We start from the raw sequence: 19,411 nt of genomic DNA, 5'->3' as shown, positions 1-19,411 counted from the left end.
AACTCGGCATATCAATTGGGTTGCGAAAGTGTCTGTTTTTGCAAAGCATTACGGCCCAATTGCAATTTATTGGGCCAAGGATAACGTCATGTCTTTCGTCAGTAGAGGCTTATTGTTTTTCAGGTGTCTTGCGATCAATTTCTTTTGGCGCCTCCCTTCGGGGATGAGCTCAACGGATTTTGGTAAGAACCCTGAATCTAAAAGGTCGGGAAAAATAGAGGTAATTTCTTTGACGGTTTCCTGTGGTAGCGCTTTAAGCGTGCCCTTCCCAAGGTGCAGGCTCTCTGTAGGTGCACCTTCTGCAAATATGATCTCATGGTTTTGAAGTAGAATGTGGAAGTAACGAAGGTCGTTTGTTTTCGTATCTATGAAAATTCCGGGTAGTTGCGTCAGCTGAATTGCAGAAACAAGTGTGGCATCAGTTCCAAACATGCGTCTGCAAATAGGTGACGAGACAAGAAATCGATGTTGCTTGGACACACGCAAATTGCGCTTGGGAAGGCCTCGACCCAATGCGCCCTGAGAAACGACGACAGGTCGTAGGTTCGGATTGTCCAGCAATTCTGAACATGCGATGCCGCGATTGCACACTGCTTTTATGCTCATGAAATGACCATGCAAAGTTGCAACTTTGTGTTTGCAAGTTAGCTGTTCAACAGCCTTGGGGCCGTCCTTCGTTTCTATCAACGTTCCCTCACAAAAGCATGCAACAAAGTCTAAATAATTTCTGGCTTGATTACCTTTAGGGTCTCGTTCGGAGGTTACAGTGAGCACTGTGCCTGCTGGCGGAATACTTCCTTCCCAGAAGATTGCGTCTGGTATCCGTGGCTGACCACCCGCTGCAAATATTAAGCTGGTAAGTGTATAATTATTGCCATCAGATCCACTGAAGATGATGGTATAAGAAGGTGTTAGAACTTGTCCTGAACTATAGGTACTCCCATCGAAGGTGAGTGACGTTACCAAGGTTTGGTCGGTTTCAAGTTCGTCGAAGCTTGTCCCTGAAGGATCGTCAATTTCAATGAATGCACTTTCACCACCACCGTTCCATGTAAGCTGGTCGCCATTTTGAAGGTCCGAACGATGTGAATTGTCCTCAGCAGGAAAAAAACCAGGGTTTTGTGGGTTGGTGAGATTATCTGCTGCAAAAATTAAGACCCCGAAAGTAGCCATGAAACGCTCCCCGTCTCGTGTCACCGCGCAATAGCCCACCGTTGCCGCAGTACTTTTGCATCACGCGATGATGCACGCTGGATTTTTTTTGTTTTCGATCAGGTTGATCTAGATTTATCTAAAATTAATTTGATACTAATGTATATTTTTATACGCTAATGATTTTGAGTATCAATGCGCAAGAATTTTCTGCTCGAGCCAAAAAAGAAAAAATTGTGAAGCTGGATTTTTTTTGAGCTGCCCCTAGAATTCCGCAAAGCTCAAATTTTGTGAATTATGGTCAAATTTAATAGGGACGTACGTGAGCCGCGCCCTGTTGAAATTGCAGGGGTGAAGCGTATTTCTTCGTCCGAAGTTATCTGTTTATTATGGTTATTATATTGGGGTCAACGGCTGGATGACGGGACGCGGGGGTATAAGTGTGATGATCCTAGAGAAGTTTCATGCTTAGCGGCAGCTCCTACTTGCCTCTCTCTGCCGCCGCATGCTTGCGGCGCCGGCCGGAGGTTAGATCCCAAAGATCCATAGTGGCTGCGGCTGCGGGTGGGTTCGCATGGGGCGCGCTTTGCTCTTTCGCCGTCTCGGCTTTCACGGGCGCCTGTGGCTCTGGTGGCGCTTCTGTGGATGCGGCTGGTGGTGGGTTGAATTGTGCAAATTTTGGCATTTTCCCAGTTAATCTGTGAAGCTGGTCGATCAACTCCGCGTCTTCGGGCAATGAGAGCACGATTTTCGGATCAGGTTTGCGCAGCAGGCCTTCTAGCCCGTGCAGATCAACAAAGGGCGCGGGGGCCCCGTTCGGCGCTTCGGCCTTGACCTCAGGACCGGCGCCATTCAACCATAACGCGTCGACGCGATACTGCGGAGTGAGGAGAAATGAGGCCGGACGCTTGGCGGGCATGGGAAAAATCCGATGGCAATCTGTTTGGTCTCTTCATAGGCGCGCCGTCCTTCAAAATTATTAAGACCGCGACGGTCATTTTTCCAGGGGGCACTCTGAAATGCGGCGCAAAGAAAAATAGTGAGTTAATCTAATGATCTATGAGAATAATATGTATCGCGCGTCCCGAACTTTATTGATTGGGGCAGGCCCATCATCCGCTCAATTGATCCGAGAGACTTCCGCCTATTGTGACGCGATTGTGGCGGCTGATGGGGGTTTTGAGGCGGCCAAACAAGCGGGGGTTCAGGTGGCATTAGTGGTGGGCGATATGGATTCGCAACAAGCCCTGCCGGCCGGTCAGGCTGTAGCGCATATCACAGATCAGGAGACCACGGATTTCCAAAAATGCCTCGCGGTCTGTGATGCAGATGTTTTTTTGGGTGTGGGGTTTCTCGGCGGGCGGTTGGATCATCAATTGGCAGGCTTCTCCGCTCTGCTCAATGAACCGCGGCCCGTGGTCTTGATTGATGAGGTGCAGCTGGTTTTTGTTGTGCCGCAAAAATTTTCTGTGGATCTGGAAGCTGAGACACCCGTGGGGTTTTACCCCATGACCTCGGTTGAAGCGAGTTTGCGCGGGGTTCGCTGGCCGCTTTCAAATGCGGCCATGAGCCCGATGGGGCAAATTGCGACTTCGAATGCCGCCTTGGGTGGTGCGCTGGACATTACCGTGGATGGGCCGGGTTTGTTGGCAATCCTGCCGCGCTGCCACCTTGAGACTGTTCTGGAAGCGCTAGACAGAGGCTTTGGTAAAACGCACCACCAATAGTCCAGCGGTCACCGTCACGATGATCCCAACAGCCGCCATGCCATTGGGCAGATCGCCAAAGAGCACCAGGCCATAGAGCGCTCCGAAAGGAATCTCGAGATACTGCACCGGGGCCACTGTGGGCGCAGAGGCATAGCGCAGCGCCCAAGTCATGCTCAAATGCGCCAAAGTTCCCAAGATCCCAAGGCCCAGCAATGCGTAAAATTCAAATCCAGTGACCGGGACGATGGTCAAAAGTGGAATGTTCAAAGCCGAGCCAAAAGCGGCAATGGGCAAGAGGATCGCCATGGCGCAGACCCCATTTGCCGCTTGCAGATCGATGGGGTCGATATGTTTAGAAATCTTGCGGGTGATGAACATAAAGCCGGTGAATAAAACGGCCACAACCAGCGGCAAGAGCGCAGGCCAACCGACCTCGGCAAAGCTGGGCTGCACCACCATCAAAGTGCCGATGAACCCCAGCAGGCAGAGTCCAAGGCTCAAAGGACTTGCCCGATCTCCGGTCATCCAACCGACGCCCAAGATCAGGAAGGGCAGGACATAGGCAATTGCGATGGCATCTGCGAGGGGCAGGTAGCGCAGCGAGAGAAAGAAAAAAGAAATGGCTACCAGATGCAGAACCGACCGCAGAATGACATAGCCAAGCCGATCTGCCCGCATCCAAGTGTTGCGGCGGCTGGTCCAAAGGTTGCGGCGTACCAAAAGCAACTGGGCGATAAACCGGGCAATGACCACCTGCAGCAAAGGAATTCCATCGCCTAAAATCTTGACCAAAGCATCACTGGCCGGCGCCAGAATACAAAAGCCAATCATCAACAATAGACCTAAACGATTGTTATCCTGAGCCATGGGGTGCTTTCATATCAAGGTTTGGATTGGTCAGCAGTTGGGCACATTTACCGCCAATCCACCGAGCGAAGTTTCTTTGTATTTTTCATGCATGTCTAGACCGGTTTGCCGCATTGTTTCCACGCAGGCATCTAATGACACCAAATGCGTGCCATCGCCGCGCATCGACAGGCTGGCGGCGGAGACCGCTTTGATACAGCCCAGCCCATTGCGCTCAATACAGGGCACTTGCACCAGGCCTTTGACCGGATCGCAGGTCATGCCCAAGTGATGCTCTAAGGCTATTTCTGCGGCATTTTCCACCTGTGCGGGGCTGCCGCCCAAGACGGCGCAGAGACCGGCGGCGGCCATGGCCGAAGCACTGCCCACTTCCGCTTGGCAGCCGCATTCTGCCCCTGAGATGCTGGCGTTGAATTTGATCAGCCCGCCGATTGCGGCGGCGGTGAGGAGAAACTCTGGGATGCGCTTTGGCGTGGCGCCGGGCACATGATCGAGCCAATAGCGCAGGGTGGCAGGCACCACTCCGGCCGCACCATTGGTCGGCGCGGTCACGACCTGCCCGCCGGCGGCATTCTCTTCATTGACCGCCATGGCGTAGACGCTCATCCAATCATTGATCGTATGCGGGGCGGGCATATTCAGCCCGCGCTCGGCCATCAACGCTTCATGAATGGGTTTGGCTCTGCGTTTTACATTCAAACCACCCGGCAGAATGCCGCCGCGGTCGAGCCCGCGATTGATGCAATCGTTCATCACCTCCCAGATTTTGGCCAGGCCGCGGTCAAGCGCGGCAGCGCTGCGGCGGCTCAACTCATTCTCGCGTTTGATCTGGGCGATGGATTTTTCCTGAGCGGCGCAAAGGGCCAGCAATTCATTGGCGGTGTTGAATTCATGGGGGTAGGGGTCCATGTCGCCGGTCGATACCCCACTGGCCATGTCTTCGGCTGTCACCACAAAACCGCCGCCGATGGAATAATAGGTCTGTTGCAAAATCACGTCGCCCTGTGCATCCGTCGCCATGAGGATCATACCATTGGTATGACCCGGCAGGGATGGGCCGAAGTCAAACACGATGTCACTGGCCGGATCGAGATGCAATGTTCCAAGCCCATCAGGGTTGACCTCTTTGTTGCGCTTCATGGCCTCTAGAGTCGCTTCAGCCTTGGCGGCATCATAGGTTTCGGGCGAAAATCCGGCCAATCCGAGAAGTGTTGCGCGATCTGTCGCATGGCCCACGCCGGTGAAGGCCAAAGACCCATGCAGGCGCGCTTTCAGGCCTGCGGCCTCAAAAGGGCTGTCGCGCAGCAGGTCCAAAAACATCCCCGCCGCAACCATTGGGCCCATCGTATGCGATGAGCTTGGCCCAATGCCGACCTTAAACATGTCAAAAACAGATAAAAACATTGAAGACCTCGCAGGAGTATATAGCTTGGGTTGATCATGGTTTGACAGGGTTTGTCGGCGGAAATGCGACACTTTCCCCTAGGTCTACGTCCGCACCTTTCACGGAGCAAGCGAATAAGCGGCGCATTGCGGGTCAAAAGAGCTCTGAACAAGGCCATTCAACACAGAACTGAGGGCAGGCAGGCGCAACCCTGTGTTGCCACCGGGCAAGGTGTTTTGGCCTGGCTTCCCTATTATGCGGAGGCCTTTGCTTGGCTGGAGCTAAGCTCGGCCAACGCCGGGTTCGAAAGATGAAATCGGGCCTCGCGCATTGGCAGAACTTCGGTCTATAATAGGGGCGAAAATCACCAGGAGTAGCTTTACATGTTTGCCGATTTATCCCCCGCCGATCAGGCAAAATACGTCGCGGCCAAACGCGCTGTTGAATTGGTCGAAGATGGTATGAAACTCGGGCTCGGAACCGGTTCAACGGCGGCTTGGATGGTGCGGTGTTTGGCTCAGCGGGTGAAAGCCGAAGGGCTGCGCATTCAAGGTGTGCCCACCTCGACCCGCACAGCCGACTTGGCCCGTGAGCTGGGTTTGGAAGTTGTGACTCTGGATCAGGCTGGGCATTTGGACATCACCATTGATGGTACGGATGAATTCGATTCCGCTTTGAACCTCATCAAAGGCGGTGGCGGGGCGCTTTTGCAAGAAAAGATCGTCGCCTCCGCCTCGGATCGGATGATTGTGATTGCAGATTTTGATAAGCATGTGCCTCAGCTCGGTAAATTCCCTTTGCCGGTGGAGGTTTTGGGATTTGGTTTGGCCTCGTCGCGCGATCATATTGCCCGCCTCTTGGCCGATCACGGATTGGCCGGGTGCGATATCACCACGCGCAAGCAGGGCGATGCCCCCTTTGTGACGGACGAGGGGAATTTCATTCTCGATTTGCATCTTGCGCAAATACCCGATGCGCCGGCTTTGGCCATTGCCCTTAATCAAGTGCCGGGCGTGGTTGAAAATGGCTTATTTATAGATATTTGTGATCGAGTCATTCTTGGCGCCAGTGATGGGCGCATTGAAGAGCACGTTCGGCCTTAACACGCCAAACGGTGGGGTTTCAGATCAGGCGGCGGTGGGCTTTGGATTTCAATAGGGGACGAAAATGTCTTTTGACTATGATCTTTTTGTAATTGGGGGTGGCTCTGGCGGTGTGCGCGCGGCGCGCGTTGCGGCGTCAGACACCGGGGCCAAAGTCGGTTTGGCCGAAGAGAGCCGCTATGGAGGCACCTGCGTCATCCGTGGCTGCGTGCCGAAAAAGTTGATGGTGTTTGCCTCAACCTACGCGCCTGCGATGGAGCAAGCTGCAGTCTATGGCTGGGACGTGCAGATGGGCGGTTTCAACTGGTCGGGATTTCGGCGCAATCTGGAAGGTGAGCTTGATCGGCTTGAAGGCATCTATCGCTGCCTGTTGCAAAACTCAGGTGTCGAGACCTTCGATGTGCGCGCAACAGTCGGCGGCCCGCATTCGGTGCGTTTGGCCGATGGCCGGGTCGTGACGGCCAAGGTGATTTTGCTGGCCACGGGCGGCTGGCCCTCAGTGCCCGATGTTCCTGGCGCCGAATACGCCATCACCTCGAACGAAATTTTTCATCTTGAGGCTTTGCCACAGCGCATCTTGATTGTTGGAGGCGGCTATATTGCTTGTGAATTTGCCGGCATTCTCAATGGTCTTGGGGTGCAAACCCATCTTTGGTATCGCGGCGAGGCGGTCTTGCGCGGCTTTGACAAAGAGGCCCGGGATGTGATTGTGCAGGGCATGCAAGAGCGCGGTGTCCAGATGCACATGCAAACCAATGTGGCCCGCATTGAAAAGCAAGGGGCGGGATACTGCGTGACAGATACAAAGGGCGCGCGCCATGACTTTGATGTCGTGATGTACGCCACAGGCCGCACCCCTAAAAGCGCGGGATTGGGGCTTGAGGCGCTGGGCATTGGTCTGGATTCAGTGGGCGCAGTCCAGGTGGATGGTTTTTCTCAGACTTCGGTGCCTTCGATTTATGCGATCGGAGATGTGACCAACCGTGTCAATCTGACGCCGGTGGCGATCCGTGAGGGCATGGCCTTTGTTGAGACCGCCCTGAAGGGCAATCCGACCTCTGTGGATCATGAATTGATCCCAACGGCGGTCTTCACGCAACCGGAATTTGGCACAATTGGCCTCAGCGAAGAGCAGGCGCGTGCGCAAGAGCCGATTGAAGTCTATGCAACTGCCTTTCGCCCAATGAATATTTCCTTTATTGATGCGCCGAACAAAGTGTTAATGAAATTGGTTGTCAGCCAAAAAACCCGTAAGATTTTGGGCTGTCATATCGTCGCAGATGGTGCTGGTGAGATGATTCAACTGGCTGGGATAGCGGTGAAAATGGGAGCAACAAAAGAAGATTTCGACCGTGTGTGTGCTGTGCATCCGACGGTGTCCGAAGAACTTGTGACAATGAAAACCCCTGTGCGGAGCGCTTGAAATTTTCAAAGCAGAGCACAGATAGAACAGAAGCGCAGAATGACTGTGAAGGGAAACAGCTGAATGGCGGATAATAACGGTGGACCTTGGGGCGGCGGCGGAAGCGGCGGCAATCGAGGCAACAAAGGTAATGGCGGCGGGAATGACCGAGGTCCAGACGGGCCGCAAATCCCGGAAATTGACGAGTTGATGCGCAAGGGTCAGGAGCAATTGCGCGTGTTGATGGGCGGAAAAGGCAGCGGTGGCACAGGTGGTGGCAGCGGATCTGGCGGCTCAGATGCGGGCATCCCGCGCAGCACTTTCGTCCTGGCTGGGCTTGCGGCGGTTGGCATGTGGCTGTTCGCGTCCTTTTATACGGTCAAGCCGGAGGAACAATCCGTTGAGCTCTTCCTTGGAGAATTCAATGAAATTGGGACCAATGGTCTCAATTTTGCGCCTTGGCCCTTTGTGACCTATGAGAAGTTCAACGTCACCACCAACCGCACCGAATCTCTCGGGCTCAATGACAGCCGTGACAGCGGGCTGGGCTTGATGCTGACCACGGATGAAAACATCGTGGATATCGACTTTCAGGTGGTTTGGAATATCAAGAATTCTTCGGATTTTTTGTTTAGTCTGAAGGAACCTGAGCAATCTATCCGGGCGATTTCGGAAGCGGCGATGCGCGAAGTGATTGCGCAATCGGAATTGGCGCCGATCTTGAACCGAGATCGTGCTGCGATTGAGGCGAATGTGCGGCAATTGATCCAAAAAACATTGGATGAGCGCCAGACTGGGATTTCTGTGGTCCGGGTCAACTTTAACAAAGTGGATCCGCCAAGCCGTCAGGTGATCGTGACCGCCGCCGATGGGTCGCAAAAGCGCGTGTCGGTGATTGATGCCTTCCGCGATGTGCAAGCCGCAGAGCAAGAGCGCGATCAACGCGAGCGTCAAGCGGATGCTTATGCCAACCAACGTCTTGCCGAAGCGCGTGGTGCTGCGGCGCAGTTGCTTGAGGCCGCAGAGGGCTACCGCGCCTCTGTCGTCAATGCCGCTTTGGGCGAGGCCAGCCAATTCTCGGCTGTCTTGACCGAATACAAAGAGGCCCCCGAGGTGACCCGTCGTCGTTTGTATATTGAGACTTTGGAAAAAGTCTTGGGCAATGTCGATAAGATCATCATGGACAATGGCGAGGGCGGCCAGGGTGTTGTGCCTTATTTGCCGTTGAATGAATTGCGCAAATCTTCACAAGGAGGGTCAAACTAATGTCTATGAGATCTCGTATTGCAGTGATCATAGCCGCCGTGATTGCGGTTGGTGGGTTGATGTCTTTGTTCATCGTGGATGAGCGCGAAAAAGTGCTGGTGCTGCGGTTCGGCCAAATCAAACAGGTCAAAACCGATCCTGGTTTGGGCTTTAAGATCCCTTGGCTGGATCAAGTTGTGCGTTTTGATGACCGGATTTTATCGTTGGAAACCCCGGTGATCGAGGTGACGCCGGCGGATGATCGTCGTCTCGAGGTGGATGCTTTTGTCATGTACCGCATCGCGGATATTGTGAAGTTCCGTCAGGCCTTGGGCGCGGGCGGTGAGCGCGAAGCCAGCATTCAGCTCAACGACATTCTAGACGGTCAGATCCGGGCGGTTCTCGGGGCCGATGGGGTGACGTCAAACGCCATTCTGTCGCCCGAACGGTCCCGCTTGATGGAGCTGATCCGGGGTGAGGCTCAAACGCGGGCGAAGGATTTGGGGCTGGATGTGGTTGATGTGCGTCTGCGTCAAACCAACTTGCCAGAGCAAAACTTCGACGCCACGTTGCAACGTATGATCGCCGAGCGGGAACGCGAAGCGACCGATGAACGCGCCCGAGGCCGCGAGGCGGCGCAAAGGGTCACAGCTGTGGCAGATCGGACCCATGAGGAAACGCTGTCTGCGGCCAAGCGGGATGCTTTGATCATCGAAGGGGAAGCCGATGCGGAACGTGCCCGAATTTTGGCGAATGCCTTCGGTGCAGATCCTGAGTTTTTCGACTTCTATCGTTCGCTTGCGGCTTATGAGGCTTCCATACTTGGTGGAAATTCAACTTTGGTGATCCCGCCAGATCATGAATTTTTAACCTATATGAAATCCGCAACGCCGCGTGTTGCTGAGTGATTGACAAGATCGTATTCGGCCTTGCGGCTGTTATGATTGCTGAGGGGCTGGTTTATCTACTGGCCCCTCATGCCCTTGAGACCCTGCTGAAAGCGCTTAAATCCCTGTCGATCTCTGCGCGCCGGCAAATGGGGGCTCTGCTTTGTCTGGCTGGGTGCATTCTATTGGCGTTGAGCCTATAGGCGGCCCGGCGTTCAAAATGAGTGTTTTTCCGCCGAAATTGGCCTTCACGAGATGGTGACTGGGCCTGACCGGTCATTGCGTTGAAAACTTGCTGAACTACATTAAGTTAATCAAGACAACAGGCGCCCAATCTGCTTGATGCAGATGGGCATGAATGGAGATAAAGATGAATTCGATTGCCTTACCTAAGCGCAAGGATTTTGCAGCTTACCGCGCCACTTGGGTTTTTGCGGCGGCGCTTTGTCTGCTGATCTTACAAGCTCTACAGGCCACAGCTCAAATGCTGCCAAATACATTTGCCGATCTTGCCGATGAGATCAGCCCCTCCGTGGTGAATATCACCACAACAACCGTGATTGCTGGTCGCGCCGATCAAATGCCGCGTGGTATTGTGCCCAAGGGCTCGCCTTTTGAAGAGTTCTTTCGGGAGTTCGAAGATCGTCGCCGTGGCGGCAATGGTGGGGCCAGCCGCTCCTCTGCCTTGGGGTCGGGGTTTGTGATCTCTGCCGATGGGTTCATCGTCACCAACAATCACGTGATCGAAGGGGCCGATGAAATTGAAGTAGAATTTTTCTCCGGTGAAAGACTGGCCGCTAAGGTCATCGGAACCGATAAGAATACGGATATCGCAGTGCTGAAGGTCGCGTCGGATGCACCGCTGCCTTTCGTCAGTTTCGGCGACAGTGACACAGCCCGCGTGGGCGATTGGGTGGTGGCGATGGGCAACCCTTTGGGACAGGGGTTCTCGGTCTCCGCGGGAATCGTTTCGGCCCGAAACCGGGCATTGTCTGGGATTTATGACGACTATATTCAAACGGATGCCGCAATTAACCGGGGCAATTCTGGCGGGCCTTTATTCAATCTGGATGGTGAAGTTGTCGGTGTGAACACCGCGATTTTGTCGCCCAATGGCGGCTCTATCGGCATTGGCTTTTCTATGGCCTCCAATGTGGTCAGCCGGGTCGTTGATCAATTGACGGAATACGGCGAAATTCGCCGGGGCTGGCTGGGCGTGCGGATCCAAGATGTTGATGAAGACATTGCTGAAAGCATTGACGGTTTGGACCGGGCCGCCGGGGCCGTTGTAACAGGCGTGCCAGAGGGCCCCTCGAAAGATGCCGGAATATTACAGGGCGATGTGATCGTGATCTTTGATGGTCATGAGGTCGAGGACGTGCGCGATTTGGTGCAAACTGTCGGCAACACAGAAGTTGGCAAGGCGGTTGATGTGGTTGTGGTGCGCGATGGTGCGCAGGTGACATTGAGCGTCACCCTTGGCCTGCGCGACGACGAAAAACTGGCCCGCGCAGATGAGCCAGCGGTCAATGAAGATGCGCCTAAAGACTATGAGGACCTTGGGATCACCCTGTCCAACCTGACCGATGAAATTCGTGAGGGTTTGGACCTTGCCGTTGGATTGGAAGGCGTTGTCGTTGTGGATGTTGTGGAAACCTCCGAGGCCTTTGAAAAAGGTTTGAAATCAGGGGATGTGATCGTGGAGGCCGGCCAAGAGAAGGTCACCTCACTTGCTGAGTTTGAAGAGCAAGTGAGCGCGACCATTGAGAGCGGCCGTAAAACGATGCTTCTGCTCGTGCGCCGCGGCGGCGATCCCCGGTTTTTGGCCCTCACTGTACAGCAATAACTGCAGCGGTACGGTGGGGAAAGGGGCGGCTCTAGGGCCGCCCTTTTTGGGTTCAGCGCGGTTACGGCTGCTCGGTGGCGCGGCTGGCCTCTGGCAGCAAGAGATCATCCAGCATGAAAGATATATCTTCCACATGCTCAGCAATCACATGGCACACAGCGCCTTCGCGTTGAATGCGCCCGGTGATTCGCAACATACGCCCCGCGATTACGGCGCGGCGGTACTGCTCATAGAGTTTACGCCAGACGATCACATTGCAAACTCCGGTCTCATCCTCCAGCGTGATGAAAATGACTCCATTGGCCGTGCCGGGTCTTTGGCGCACCAGGACCAGACCCGCCACAGTAACCCTTGCACCATTTGGTGGCAGCTCCAGCATAGCATGGGGCAGGGCGGCGGGGGGCTTGGGCCAAGTGTTGGGAGAGTCAAATGACATGGAACAAAAATAGAACATTTGAGCAATATCGCAAGTGGCATTATTCCACCCTCATGGGGGGTAGAATTTTTTGAATTACATGTTACCTCAGAGAAGAAACAGTCTAGCGAGATACAAAGACATGGCTAAAATTACTTATATTGAACACGGTGGCGCGGAACATGTGGTGGAGGTCGCCAATGGGCTGACCGTCATGGAGGGCGCCCGGGACAATAACATTCCTGGCATCGAAGCCGATTGCGGCGGCGCCTGCGCCTGCTCAACCTGTCATGTCTATGTTGACAGTGCTTGGGTCGAGAAACTGCCCGCAATGGATGGCATGGAAGAAGATATGCTGGATTTTGCCTTTGAACCCAAACCAGGCCAATCCCGTTTGACCTGCCAATTGCGCGTCTCTGACGCTTTGGATGGGTTGGTTGTGCGGATGCCAGAACGCCAGATCTAAACTCCTGTCGACACTGAAGTGGCCGCACTGTTCTGAACTGCGGCCACAGGCGCTTTTAAAGCGCGCGCCAACCGATATCGCGGCGGCAAAACCCTTCGGGCCAGTCGATTTGATCGACCATGTCATAGGCCATGGTCCGGGCCTCGCTCAGGCTTGCAGCGCGCGCCGTGACATTCAAAACCCGCCCGCCCTGTGCGGTGAGATTTGCGCCAATTTGCGCGGTTCCGGCATGAAAACAGGTGGCCGAAGAGCTGTCTGGCAAGGCGTTCGCCCCGGAGATTACTGTGCCCTTTTTATAAGCGCCGGGATAGCCCTTGGCGGCCATGACAACCGTCAAAGCATGGTCTGCGGCCCAATTGACCTGAACCTCTGACAGCCGTTCTTCGGCACAGGCCAGCAGCAGATCCAACGCCTGAGCCCCGAGCCGCATCATCAGCACTTGGCATTCTGGATCGCCAAAGCGAGCATTATATTCCACCAAGCGGGCCTTGCCGTTTTTAATCATCAAACCGGCATAAAGCACCCCTTGGTAAGGCGTGCCCCGACGGGCCATTTCCGCCATGGTGGGTTTGATAATTTCGCGCATAGCCTGCTCTGCAATCTCATCTGTCAAAACCGGCGCGGGGCTATAGGCGCCCATGCCGCCGGTGTTGGGGCCGGTGTCTCCCTCGCCCACGCGCTTGTGATCCTGTGCGGTGCCAATGGCCAAAACATCACGGCCATCACAGAGGATGAAATATGAGGCCTCTTCGCCCTCCATAAACTCTTCAATCACCACTTCTGCGCCTGCACTGCCAAATTCGCCGCTGAACATATCATCCAAAGCCTCAAGAGCTTCTTGCTCGCTCATGGCGACAATGACGCCTTTGCCCGCCGCCAGCCCATCGGCTTTGACCACAATCGGCGCGCCCATTTTGCGCACATAGTCCGCGGCGCTTGGCTGGTCGGTAAAATGGCCATATCCGGCAGTGGGCGCACCTGCGGCATCGCAGATCGATTTGGTAAAGAATTTTGAGGCTTCCAGCTGCGCTGCCGCCTGACTGGGGCCAAAGCAGAGCACATCTGCGGCCCGCAAGACATCGGCGACACCGGCAGCCAAAGGGGCTTCTGGACCAATGATCACAAAATCAATTGCCTGACTGCGGACAAAGGCGAGAACAGCGGCGCCGTCCAAAATATTCAGATCCACACAATCCGCAATTTTAGCGATGCCGGCATTGCCTGGGGCAACCATCAAATGATCGCATTTTGGGTTTTGCGCGACGGCCCAGGCCAATGAATGCTCGCGGCCTCCACTGCCTAAAATTAAGATATTCATGACACGCGCTCCCCTTGGCCTTTGCTTGCCCGCGTTCTAAGCTGCATCAACTCTGGTCACAAGGTGCACTATGTCTGATCTTATTGACGATCCCCGTCTTGGCGAGAATGCCCCAGAATTTACCGTTTCAGAAATCTCTGGTGCCGTGAAACGCACTCTGGAGGCGGAATTTGGCCGCATAAGGGTGAAGGGCGAAGTGGGGCGTGTGGTTCAGGCCCGTTCGGGGCATATGTATTTCGATGTAAAAGATGAACGCAACGCTCTGGCGTGCACCACTTGGAAAGGTCAGGTGTCAAAACTCTCTGTCCTCCCCGAGGAGGGGATGGAGGTGGTTGTCAGTGGCAAAATGACCTCCTTCGGCGGGCAGTCCAAATACAACTTGAATGTGGATGATGTGGCTGTTGCCGGGGTGGGGGCATTGATGGCCATGTTGGAAAAGCGAAAGACCGCTTTGGCCGCCGAAGGGTTGTTTGATCCGGCACGCAAACAGGCTTTGCCCTTTTTGCCCGACGTGATTGGGGTCGTCACCTCTCCCACTGGCGCTGTGATTCGCGATATTCTGCACCGCCTGCGCGACCGTTTCCCGCGGAAAGTTTTGGTTTGGCCGGTTGCGGTGCAGGGGGCCAATTGCGCCGCCGAAGTGGCGCGCGCGATTGCTGGGTTCAATGCCATGACCCCGGGCGGGGCTCTGCCGAGGCCAGATTTGCTGATCGTGGCGCGCGGCGGGGGCTCCATTGAGGATCTTTGGGGGTTCAACGAAGAAATTGTTGCACGCGCCGCGGCGGCCTCTGAGATTCCCCTAATTTCCGCTGTGGGCCATGAGACCGATACGACATTGATTGATTTCGTCTCTGACATGCGCGCGCCCACCCCCAGCGCCGCCGCTGAATTGGCGGTGCCGGTACGCTTGGACCTTTTGGCCGAAACCCGTGCTAAGGGCGCCCGGGCGGCGCAGGGCTTGGCCAATATCATGGCGCGGCGCAAACAAAGATTGGCCGATGTATCCCGCGCTTTGCCGCGTCCAGACAGCCTGACGCAGACGGCGCAACAGCGTTTGGACCATTGGGAGGGGCGTTTGCCATTGGGGCTGCGCAGCTTGGTGCAAAAACAACAGCTGCGCCTGACCGCTTCGGCGGGGCAGATTAAGCCCTCTGCATTGGGGCGGATATTGGTGCAGGAGGCGCGGCAATTGCAGGCCTTGGGGCAGCGCCTACCGGCCGGCTTGGACCGGGCAGCGCTCTCGGCCCGGCAGATGCTACGGGCCTGCGCATCGCGTCTGCGTCCGGCACCCCTGGCGGAGCGGGTTGCGCGGTTGCGCAAAGATCTCGATGATCTTGAAACGCGGTTGGAGCAAACCTTTGAACGGCAATTGCAAAGACGCCGCGAGCAGCTGGTGGCCTGTGATCGGTTGCGCGAGACTTTGGGATATCGTGAGACTCTGCGCCGCGGCTATGCGGTGGTGCGGTCTGGGCAGGCTTTGATCACCAATGTGGCGAAGGCTGAGGCCGCGAAATCTCTGGAGATCGAGTTTGCCGATGGGCGCTTTGCGGTGGGGCAAAGTACCGCCGCCCGTCCCGCAGGCCGCGCCAAGCCGACCCCACCTGAACAGGGACAATTGTTCTGATTGTGGTCAGGTGATGTCTATTGAGGCATGAGAAAACGCATCTGTTGCAAGTGGTGTCGTATTTCGACCTATGTCAGGGCCGGGTTGCGGGTTAAACCAGCCACAATGAATTGAGGAACAGATCATGTCTATCGAATCGTCAAAAGGTGTTTGGAAATCTGGACCGGGCAGAGGCCGGGTGCGACCAAAAGGGCGTCAGCTCGACGATTTGGCATGGTCACAGGTGCAAGACTTGCTGGGGCAACGGCCGCGTCGGCGCGATCTTCTGATCGAATTTTTACACCTTATTCAAGATGCTTATGGCCATCTCTCGGCGGCGCATTTGCGCGCTTTGGCCGAAGAAATGCGTTTGAGCCAGGCTGAGGTCTATGAGGTTGCGACGTTCTACGCGCATTTTGATGTGGTCAAAGAGGGGGAAACTCCACCGCCGGCCTTGACCGTGCGGGTCTGCGACAGCTTGTCGTGCGAATTGGCCGGGGCGGCTCAATTGCAAGAGGCTTTGCAGCAGGGGTTAGATCCCAAATCTGTGCGGGTTGTCCGCGCGCCCTGCATGGGGCGCTGTGATACCGCCCCGGTGCTTGAGTTGGGTCACCATCACATTGATCATGCAACGCCCGAAAAGGTTTTGGCAGCAATTTCCGCCGGCCATACCCATGCTGAGAGTCCCGATTATGAAGACCTCGCGGCCTATCGTTCTGCCGGTGGCTATGCGCGGCTTGAAGAGCTGCGCGCCGGTGGTGATTGGCGAGAGGTCCAGGCGCAGATAAAGCAAAGCGGTCTGCGCGGCTTGGGTGGTGCGGGGTTTCCATCCGGCACAAAATGGGGCTTCGTGCGCAGCAATGCGGGGCCGCGCTATTTGGCGGTGAATGGAGATGAGGGCGAGCCTGGAACGTTCAAGGATCGCTACTATCTCGAGCGCACACCGCATCTGTTTCTCGAAGGCATGTTGATTGCCGCTTGGGCAGTCGAGGCGGAAACCTCTTTTATCTACATGCGCGACGAATACCCGGCGGTTCTGCACATTTTGGCCCAAGAGATTGCCGCTTTGGAAGGGGCTGGGCTTGTGCCTGCGGGCTATATTGATCTGCGGCGCGGGGCTGGGGCCTATATCTGCGGTGAAGAAAGCGCGATGATCGAAAGCATTGAAGGCAAGCGCGGCTTGCCGCGCCATCGCCCTCCCTTTGTGGCGGCGGTGGGGATCCACAATCGCCCCACTTTGGTGCATAATGTTGAAACTTTGCTCTGGGTTGCGCGCGTGGTGCGCGAAGGGCCGGAGTGCCTGAACGCGGTGGAACACAATGGCCGGACAGGTCTGCGCAGTTACTCGGTTTCTGGTCGCGTGAAAAACCCCGGTGTGCATCTGTTGCCTGCGGGATCCACGATTACCGATATCATTGCCGCCTGTGGCGGGATGTTGGAGGGCCATATCTTCTCAGCTTACCAACCTGGTGGCCCGTCTTCAGGGCTTCTGCCTGCATCCATCCATGACGTGCCCTTAGATTTTGACACATTGCAGCCGCTTGGAACCTTCATTGGGTCGGCCGCTGTGGTGGTTCTGTCGGATCAGGACAGCCCTCGGGCTGCGGCCTTGAATATGTTGCGATTCTTTGAGGACGAAAGCTGTGGTCAGTGCACCCCTTGCAGGGTTGGCTGTGAAAAGGCGGTAAAATTGATGCAGGCAGAGACCTGGGATCAGCCGCTTTTAGAGGATTTGACCACGGCGATGGTGGAGGCTTCGATCTGCGGGCTCGGGCAAGCGGCGCCCAATCCGATCAAATCGGTCATCAAATATTTCCCAAGCGAAATTTAGCGCGCGGCTGCCATTGGCATTGCCGGGGGCTAGGATTACATTCGCGTCACCGTTTGCGGCGACTTTGAAGCCCGCGGCGAACAATGGAGCGTGTTGATGTCCTTTTTTGGTAAGTTGAAATCCAAACTTTTTAAATCCTCTGCCAAGCTTGAAGAGGGTCTGGATGCGATTGTCCAAGAAGATGTTGCGCCTGAGGAGGAGCCTTCGGCTCCGGCCATCACGGATGCGGCTGCGCAGGTGGCGCAGCCCGAGGTTTTGCGCGCGCCCGACCCTGTAGGAGACAGCCCGCGAGAGCACAAGCGCGCGCAGGTGGCGCCGCCAGAAGCAGAGGCAGAGGCAGAGCCAGGCGTCAGCGCGCCAAAGGTCGCGATTGACCCTTTGGAGGTGGACACAAAGCCGGTGGATCCCTTGCCCCAGAAAACTGGGGTTTTCGGGCGTGCGCCGCGCCGCGTGCTGGATGATGATATGCTTGAACAGCTCGAAGAGCTGTTGATCTCCTCGGATATGGGGGTGGATACGGCTGTGCGTATCACTGCGAATTTGGCCGAAGGGCGTTTTGGTCGGAAACTCTCCACGGCGGAAATCAAATCAGCCTTGGCCGAAGAAATTGCCCGCGTGATGGAACCTGTGGCCCGGCCCTTGCCGATTTATAATAAAAAACCACAGGTGATTTTGGTGGTGGGTGTGAACGGTTCGGGGAAAACCACCACGATCGGCAAGCTCGCGAGCCAGTTTAAGAAGGCTGGGAAATCTGTTGTAATCGCGGCTGGCGATACGTTTCGCGCCGCCGCGGTGGGGCAATTGCAAGTTTGGGGGGAGCGGGCCGGGGTGCCGGTGATGACCGCAGCTGAGGGGTCCGATCCGGCAAGCCTGGCCTTTGACGCCATGACGCAGGCGGAAAAAGATGGCGCGGACCTGTTGATGATTGATACGGCGGGACGGTTGCAAAACCGGGCAGATTTGATGGAGGAATTGTCCAAAATCATTCGTGTGATCCGCAAGAAAGATCCTGATGCACCGCACAACACGGTCTTGGTCCTCGATGCGACGACCGGGCAAAATGCGGTCAACCAAGTGGAAGTTTTTCGCAAAATGGCGGATGTTACGGGCCTGGTGATGACCAAATTGGACGGCACCGCCAAGGGCGGGGTGTTGGTCTCTCTCGCGGATAAATTTGCTTTGCCTATTCACGCCATTGGCGTGGGTGAACAGATAGATGATCTTGACGCTTTTGATCCTCAGGAATTTGCTGCGGCCTTGACTGGGGTCTCTGCGTGACCGAGTGGGTCCTTGCGATTGAAGGCAGTCACACGGGCCGATTGGTCGGTATGCTTTTGGCGCTCTTGGCCGCTGTGTTGCACGCGGTCTTTGCCGCGATGCAAAAGGGGAGAATTGACCCCTGGGTGATGCGCGGGGCTATGGATGCCAGCTACGGTTTGATGGCCTTGCCTTTTGCTCTGTTCGTGGTGCCCTGGCCAGAGGCGCATTTATGGCCAATTTTGGCAGGGGCATGGGCGATCCACACTGTTTATAAAGTCTTGCAGGCCATGGCCTTCACCCGTGGCGCCTATACGGTTGTTTATCCCGTGGTGCGCGGATCGGGGCCGTTTTTTACGGTGATTGGGGCATACTTATTGTTTGGCGAAGTGTTCACTGTTGGGCAATGGCTGGGGGTGGCTGTGCTTCTGTGCGGGATTTTTGGCCTGGCTGTGTATAATATGCGCACGGTGACGCTGGAACGTGAGACATTGGGTCTGGCCTTGGTGCTGGCGCTCTTCACAGGGTTTTTTGTGGCGTTTTATACGACCTATGACGCCTATGGCATCCGAGCTGCGGCGGATCCGTTTACCTTTCTGGCCTGGTTCTTTGTGATTGATTCTTGGAGCATGCCGATTGTGGCACTTGCCCATGCACGGCGCAAAGGCATCGCCTTGGCGCGGCAGGGCCTCATGTGGCGCGCGCCGATTGGGGGATTGGTGGCGATGGCCTCCTTTGGCGCGATCTTATTGGCCACGCGATTGGATAAGGTTGGAGAAGCGGCTGTGCTGCGCGAGACCTCGACCATTTTTGCCGCTCTCATTGGCTGGTTGTTTTTGAAAGAGACCGTCGGGCCGCGCCGTTTGGCTTTAATGGCTTTGATTGCGCTGGGCGCTGTGATAGTTGAGTTTGCGGGATAAAAGGAA

Annotated in this window: 18 protein-coding genes; 12 read left to right on the top strand and 6 right to left on the bottom strand. The window is 55.6% G+C overall.

Going from position 1 to position 19,411, the window contains the following annotated elements; translation table 11 throughout:
- Window positions 1-66: 66 nt before the first annotated feature.
- The gene (locus RCA23_RS16105; protein ID WP_052377208.1) at window positions 67-1,173 is read right to left on the bottom strand and encodes a Hint domain-containing protein; all 1,107 of its coding nucleotides are present in this window, start codon (window positions 1,171-1,173) and stop codon (window positions 67-69) included.
- Between the two features lie 460 nt (window positions 1,174-1,633).
- On the bottom strand, window positions 1,634-2,071 hold the full coding sequence (locus RCA23_RS14120) for a hypothetical protein (protein WP_044050850.1): 438 nt from the start codon (window positions 2,069-2,071) through the stop codon (window positions 1,634-1,636).
- A 133-nt stretch (window positions 2,072-2,204) separates the two neighbouring features.
- Here RCA23_RS14120 and RCA23_RS14115 point away from each other — a divergent pair, with 133 nt between their 5' ends.
- On the top strand, window positions 2,205-2,879 hold the full coding sequence (locus RCA23_RS14115) for a thiamine diphosphokinase (RefSeq protein WP_052377207.1): 675 nt from the start codon (window positions 2,205-2,207) through the stop codon (window positions 2,877-2,879).
- On the opposite strand, the gene RCA23_RS14110 is transcribed toward RCA23_RS14115, so the two are convergent.
- Window positions 2,844-3,728, bottom strand: a complete 885-nt coding sequence (locus RCA23_RS14110; protein ID WP_044050849.1) for a DMT family transporter — start codon at window positions 3,726-3,728, stop codon at window positions 2,844-2,846. The genes RCA23_RS14115 and RCA23_RS14110 overlap by 36 nt on opposite strands.
- Window positions 3,729-3,758: 30 nt before the next feature.
- A complete protein-coding gene (locus RCA23_RS14105) occupies window positions 3,759-5,132 on the bottom strand; it encodes an L-serine ammonia-lyase (RefSeq protein ID WP_044050848.1) in 1,374 nt (457 codons plus the stop codon).
- A 363-nt stretch (window positions 5,133-5,495) separates the two neighbouring features.
- Between RCA23_RS14105 and rpiA the strand changes: the two genes are divergently transcribed.
- The 6 genes from rpiA (at window position 5,496) to RCA23_RS14075 (ending at window position 11,595) form a co-directional block, all read left to right on the top strand.
- A complete protein-coding gene (rpiA, locus tag RCA23_RS14100) occupies window positions 5,496-6,215 on the top strand; it encodes a ribose-5-phosphate isomerase RpiA (protein WP_052377206.1) in 720 nt (239 codons plus the stop codon).
- A 64-nt stretch (window positions 6,216-6,279) separates the two neighbouring features.
- Window positions 6,280-7,638 carry a glutathione-disulfide reductase gene (gene gorA, locus RCA23_RS14095; protein WP_044050847.1) on the top strand — a complete coding sequence of 453 codons (1,359 nt, stop codon included), beginning with the start codon at window positions 6,280-6,282 and terminating at the stop codon, window positions 7,636-7,638.
- Window positions 7,639-7,701: 63 nt separating this feature from the next.
- Window positions 7,702-8,883: an FtsH protease activity modulator HflK gene (gene hflK, locus RCA23_RS14090; protein ID WP_081870984.1), complete on the top strand. Its 1,182-nt coding sequence runs from the start codon at window positions 7,702-7,704 to the stop codon at window positions 8,881-8,883.
- Complete coding sequence (gene hflC, locus RCA23_RS14085; protein ID WP_430902976.1) at window positions 8,883-9,770, top strand: protease modulator HflC; 888 nt, start codon at window positions 8,883-8,885, stop codon at window positions 9,768-9,770. Before hflK ends, hflC begins: the two co-directional genes overlap by 1 nt.
- Window positions 9,767-9,952: a DUF2065 family protein gene (locus tag RCA23_RS14080; protein ID WP_044050846.1), complete on the top strand. Its 186-nt coding sequence runs from the start codon at window positions 9,767-9,769 to the stop codon at window positions 9,950-9,952. Before hflC ends, RCA23_RS14080 begins: the two co-directional genes overlap by 4 nt.
- A gap of 167 nt (window positions 9,953-10,119) precedes the next feature.
- Entirely contained in the window at window positions 10,120-11,595 is a 1,476-nt protein-coding gene (locus tag RCA23_RS14075) for a Do family serine endopeptidase (protein WP_044050845.1), read from the top strand.
- A 61-nt stretch (window positions 11,596-11,656) separates the two neighbouring features.
- Here RCA23_RS14075 and RCA23_RS14070 read toward each other — a convergent pair whose 3' ends face one another.
- Window positions 11,657-12,031 (bottom strand): OB-fold nucleic acid binding domain-containing protein, encoded by a 375-nt coding sequence (locus tag RCA23_RS14070; protein WP_236631368.1) that lies wholly within the window; start codon window positions 12,029-12,031, stop codon window positions 11,657-11,659.
- Between the two features lie 121 nt (window positions 12,032-12,152).
- Between RCA23_RS14070 and RCA23_RS14065 the strand changes: the two genes are divergently transcribed.
- Complete coding sequence (locus RCA23_RS14065; RefSeq protein ID WP_044050843.1) at window positions 12,153-12,476, top strand: 2Fe-2S iron-sulfur cluster-binding protein; 324 nt, start codon at window positions 12,153-12,155, stop codon at window positions 12,474-12,476.
- Between the two features lie 55 nt (window positions 12,477-12,531).
- Here the strand turns inward: RCA23_RS14065 and purD are convergent, their stop codons facing one another.
- Entirely contained in the window at window positions 12,532-13,794 is a 1,263-nt protein-coding gene (gene purD, locus RCA23_RS14060; protein ID WP_044050842.1) for a phosphoribosylamine--glycine ligase, read from the bottom strand.
- A gap of 70 nt (window positions 13,795-13,864) precedes the next feature.
- Here purD and xseA point away from each other — a divergent pair, with 70 nt between their 5' ends.
- From xseA to RCA23_RS14040, 4 genes are all read left to right on the top strand, one after another.
- Window positions 13,865-15,418 carry an exodeoxyribonuclease VII large subunit gene (xseA, locus tag RCA23_RS14055; protein WP_044050841.1) on the top strand — a complete coding sequence of 518 codons (1,554 nt, stop codon included), beginning with the start codon at window positions 13,865-13,867 and terminating at the stop codon, window positions 15,416-15,418.
- Window positions 15,419-15,542: 124 nt separating this feature from the next.
- Window positions 15,543-17,228 carry an NAD(P)H-dependent oxidoreductase subunit E gene (locus RCA23_RS14050; protein ID WP_044050840.1) on the top strand — a complete coding sequence of 562 codons (1,686 nt, stop codon included), beginning with the start codon at window positions 15,543-15,545 and terminating at the stop codon, window positions 17,226-17,228.
- A gap of 96 nt (window positions 17,229-17,324) precedes the next feature.
- Entirely contained in the window at window positions 17,325-18,506 is a 1,182-nt protein-coding gene (ftsY, locus tag RCA23_RS14045) for a signal recognition particle-docking protein FtsY (RefSeq protein ID WP_044050839.1), read from the top strand.
- 50 nt (window positions 18,507-18,556) lie between these two features.
- On the top strand, window positions 18,557-19,405 hold the full coding sequence (locus RCA23_RS14040; RefSeq protein WP_430903625.1) for an EamA family transporter: 849 nt from the start codon (window positions 18,557-18,559) through the stop codon (window positions 19,403-19,405).
- Window positions 19,406-19,411: the final 6 nt, after the last annotated feature.

The organism is Planktomarina temperata RCA23 (assembly GCF_000738435.1).
GTDB lineage: Bacteria > Pseudomonadota > Alphaproteobacteria > Rhodobacterales > Rhodobacteraceae > Planktomarina > Planktomarina temperata.
This window is presented reverse-complemented; position numbering and strand designations above follow the sequence as displayed.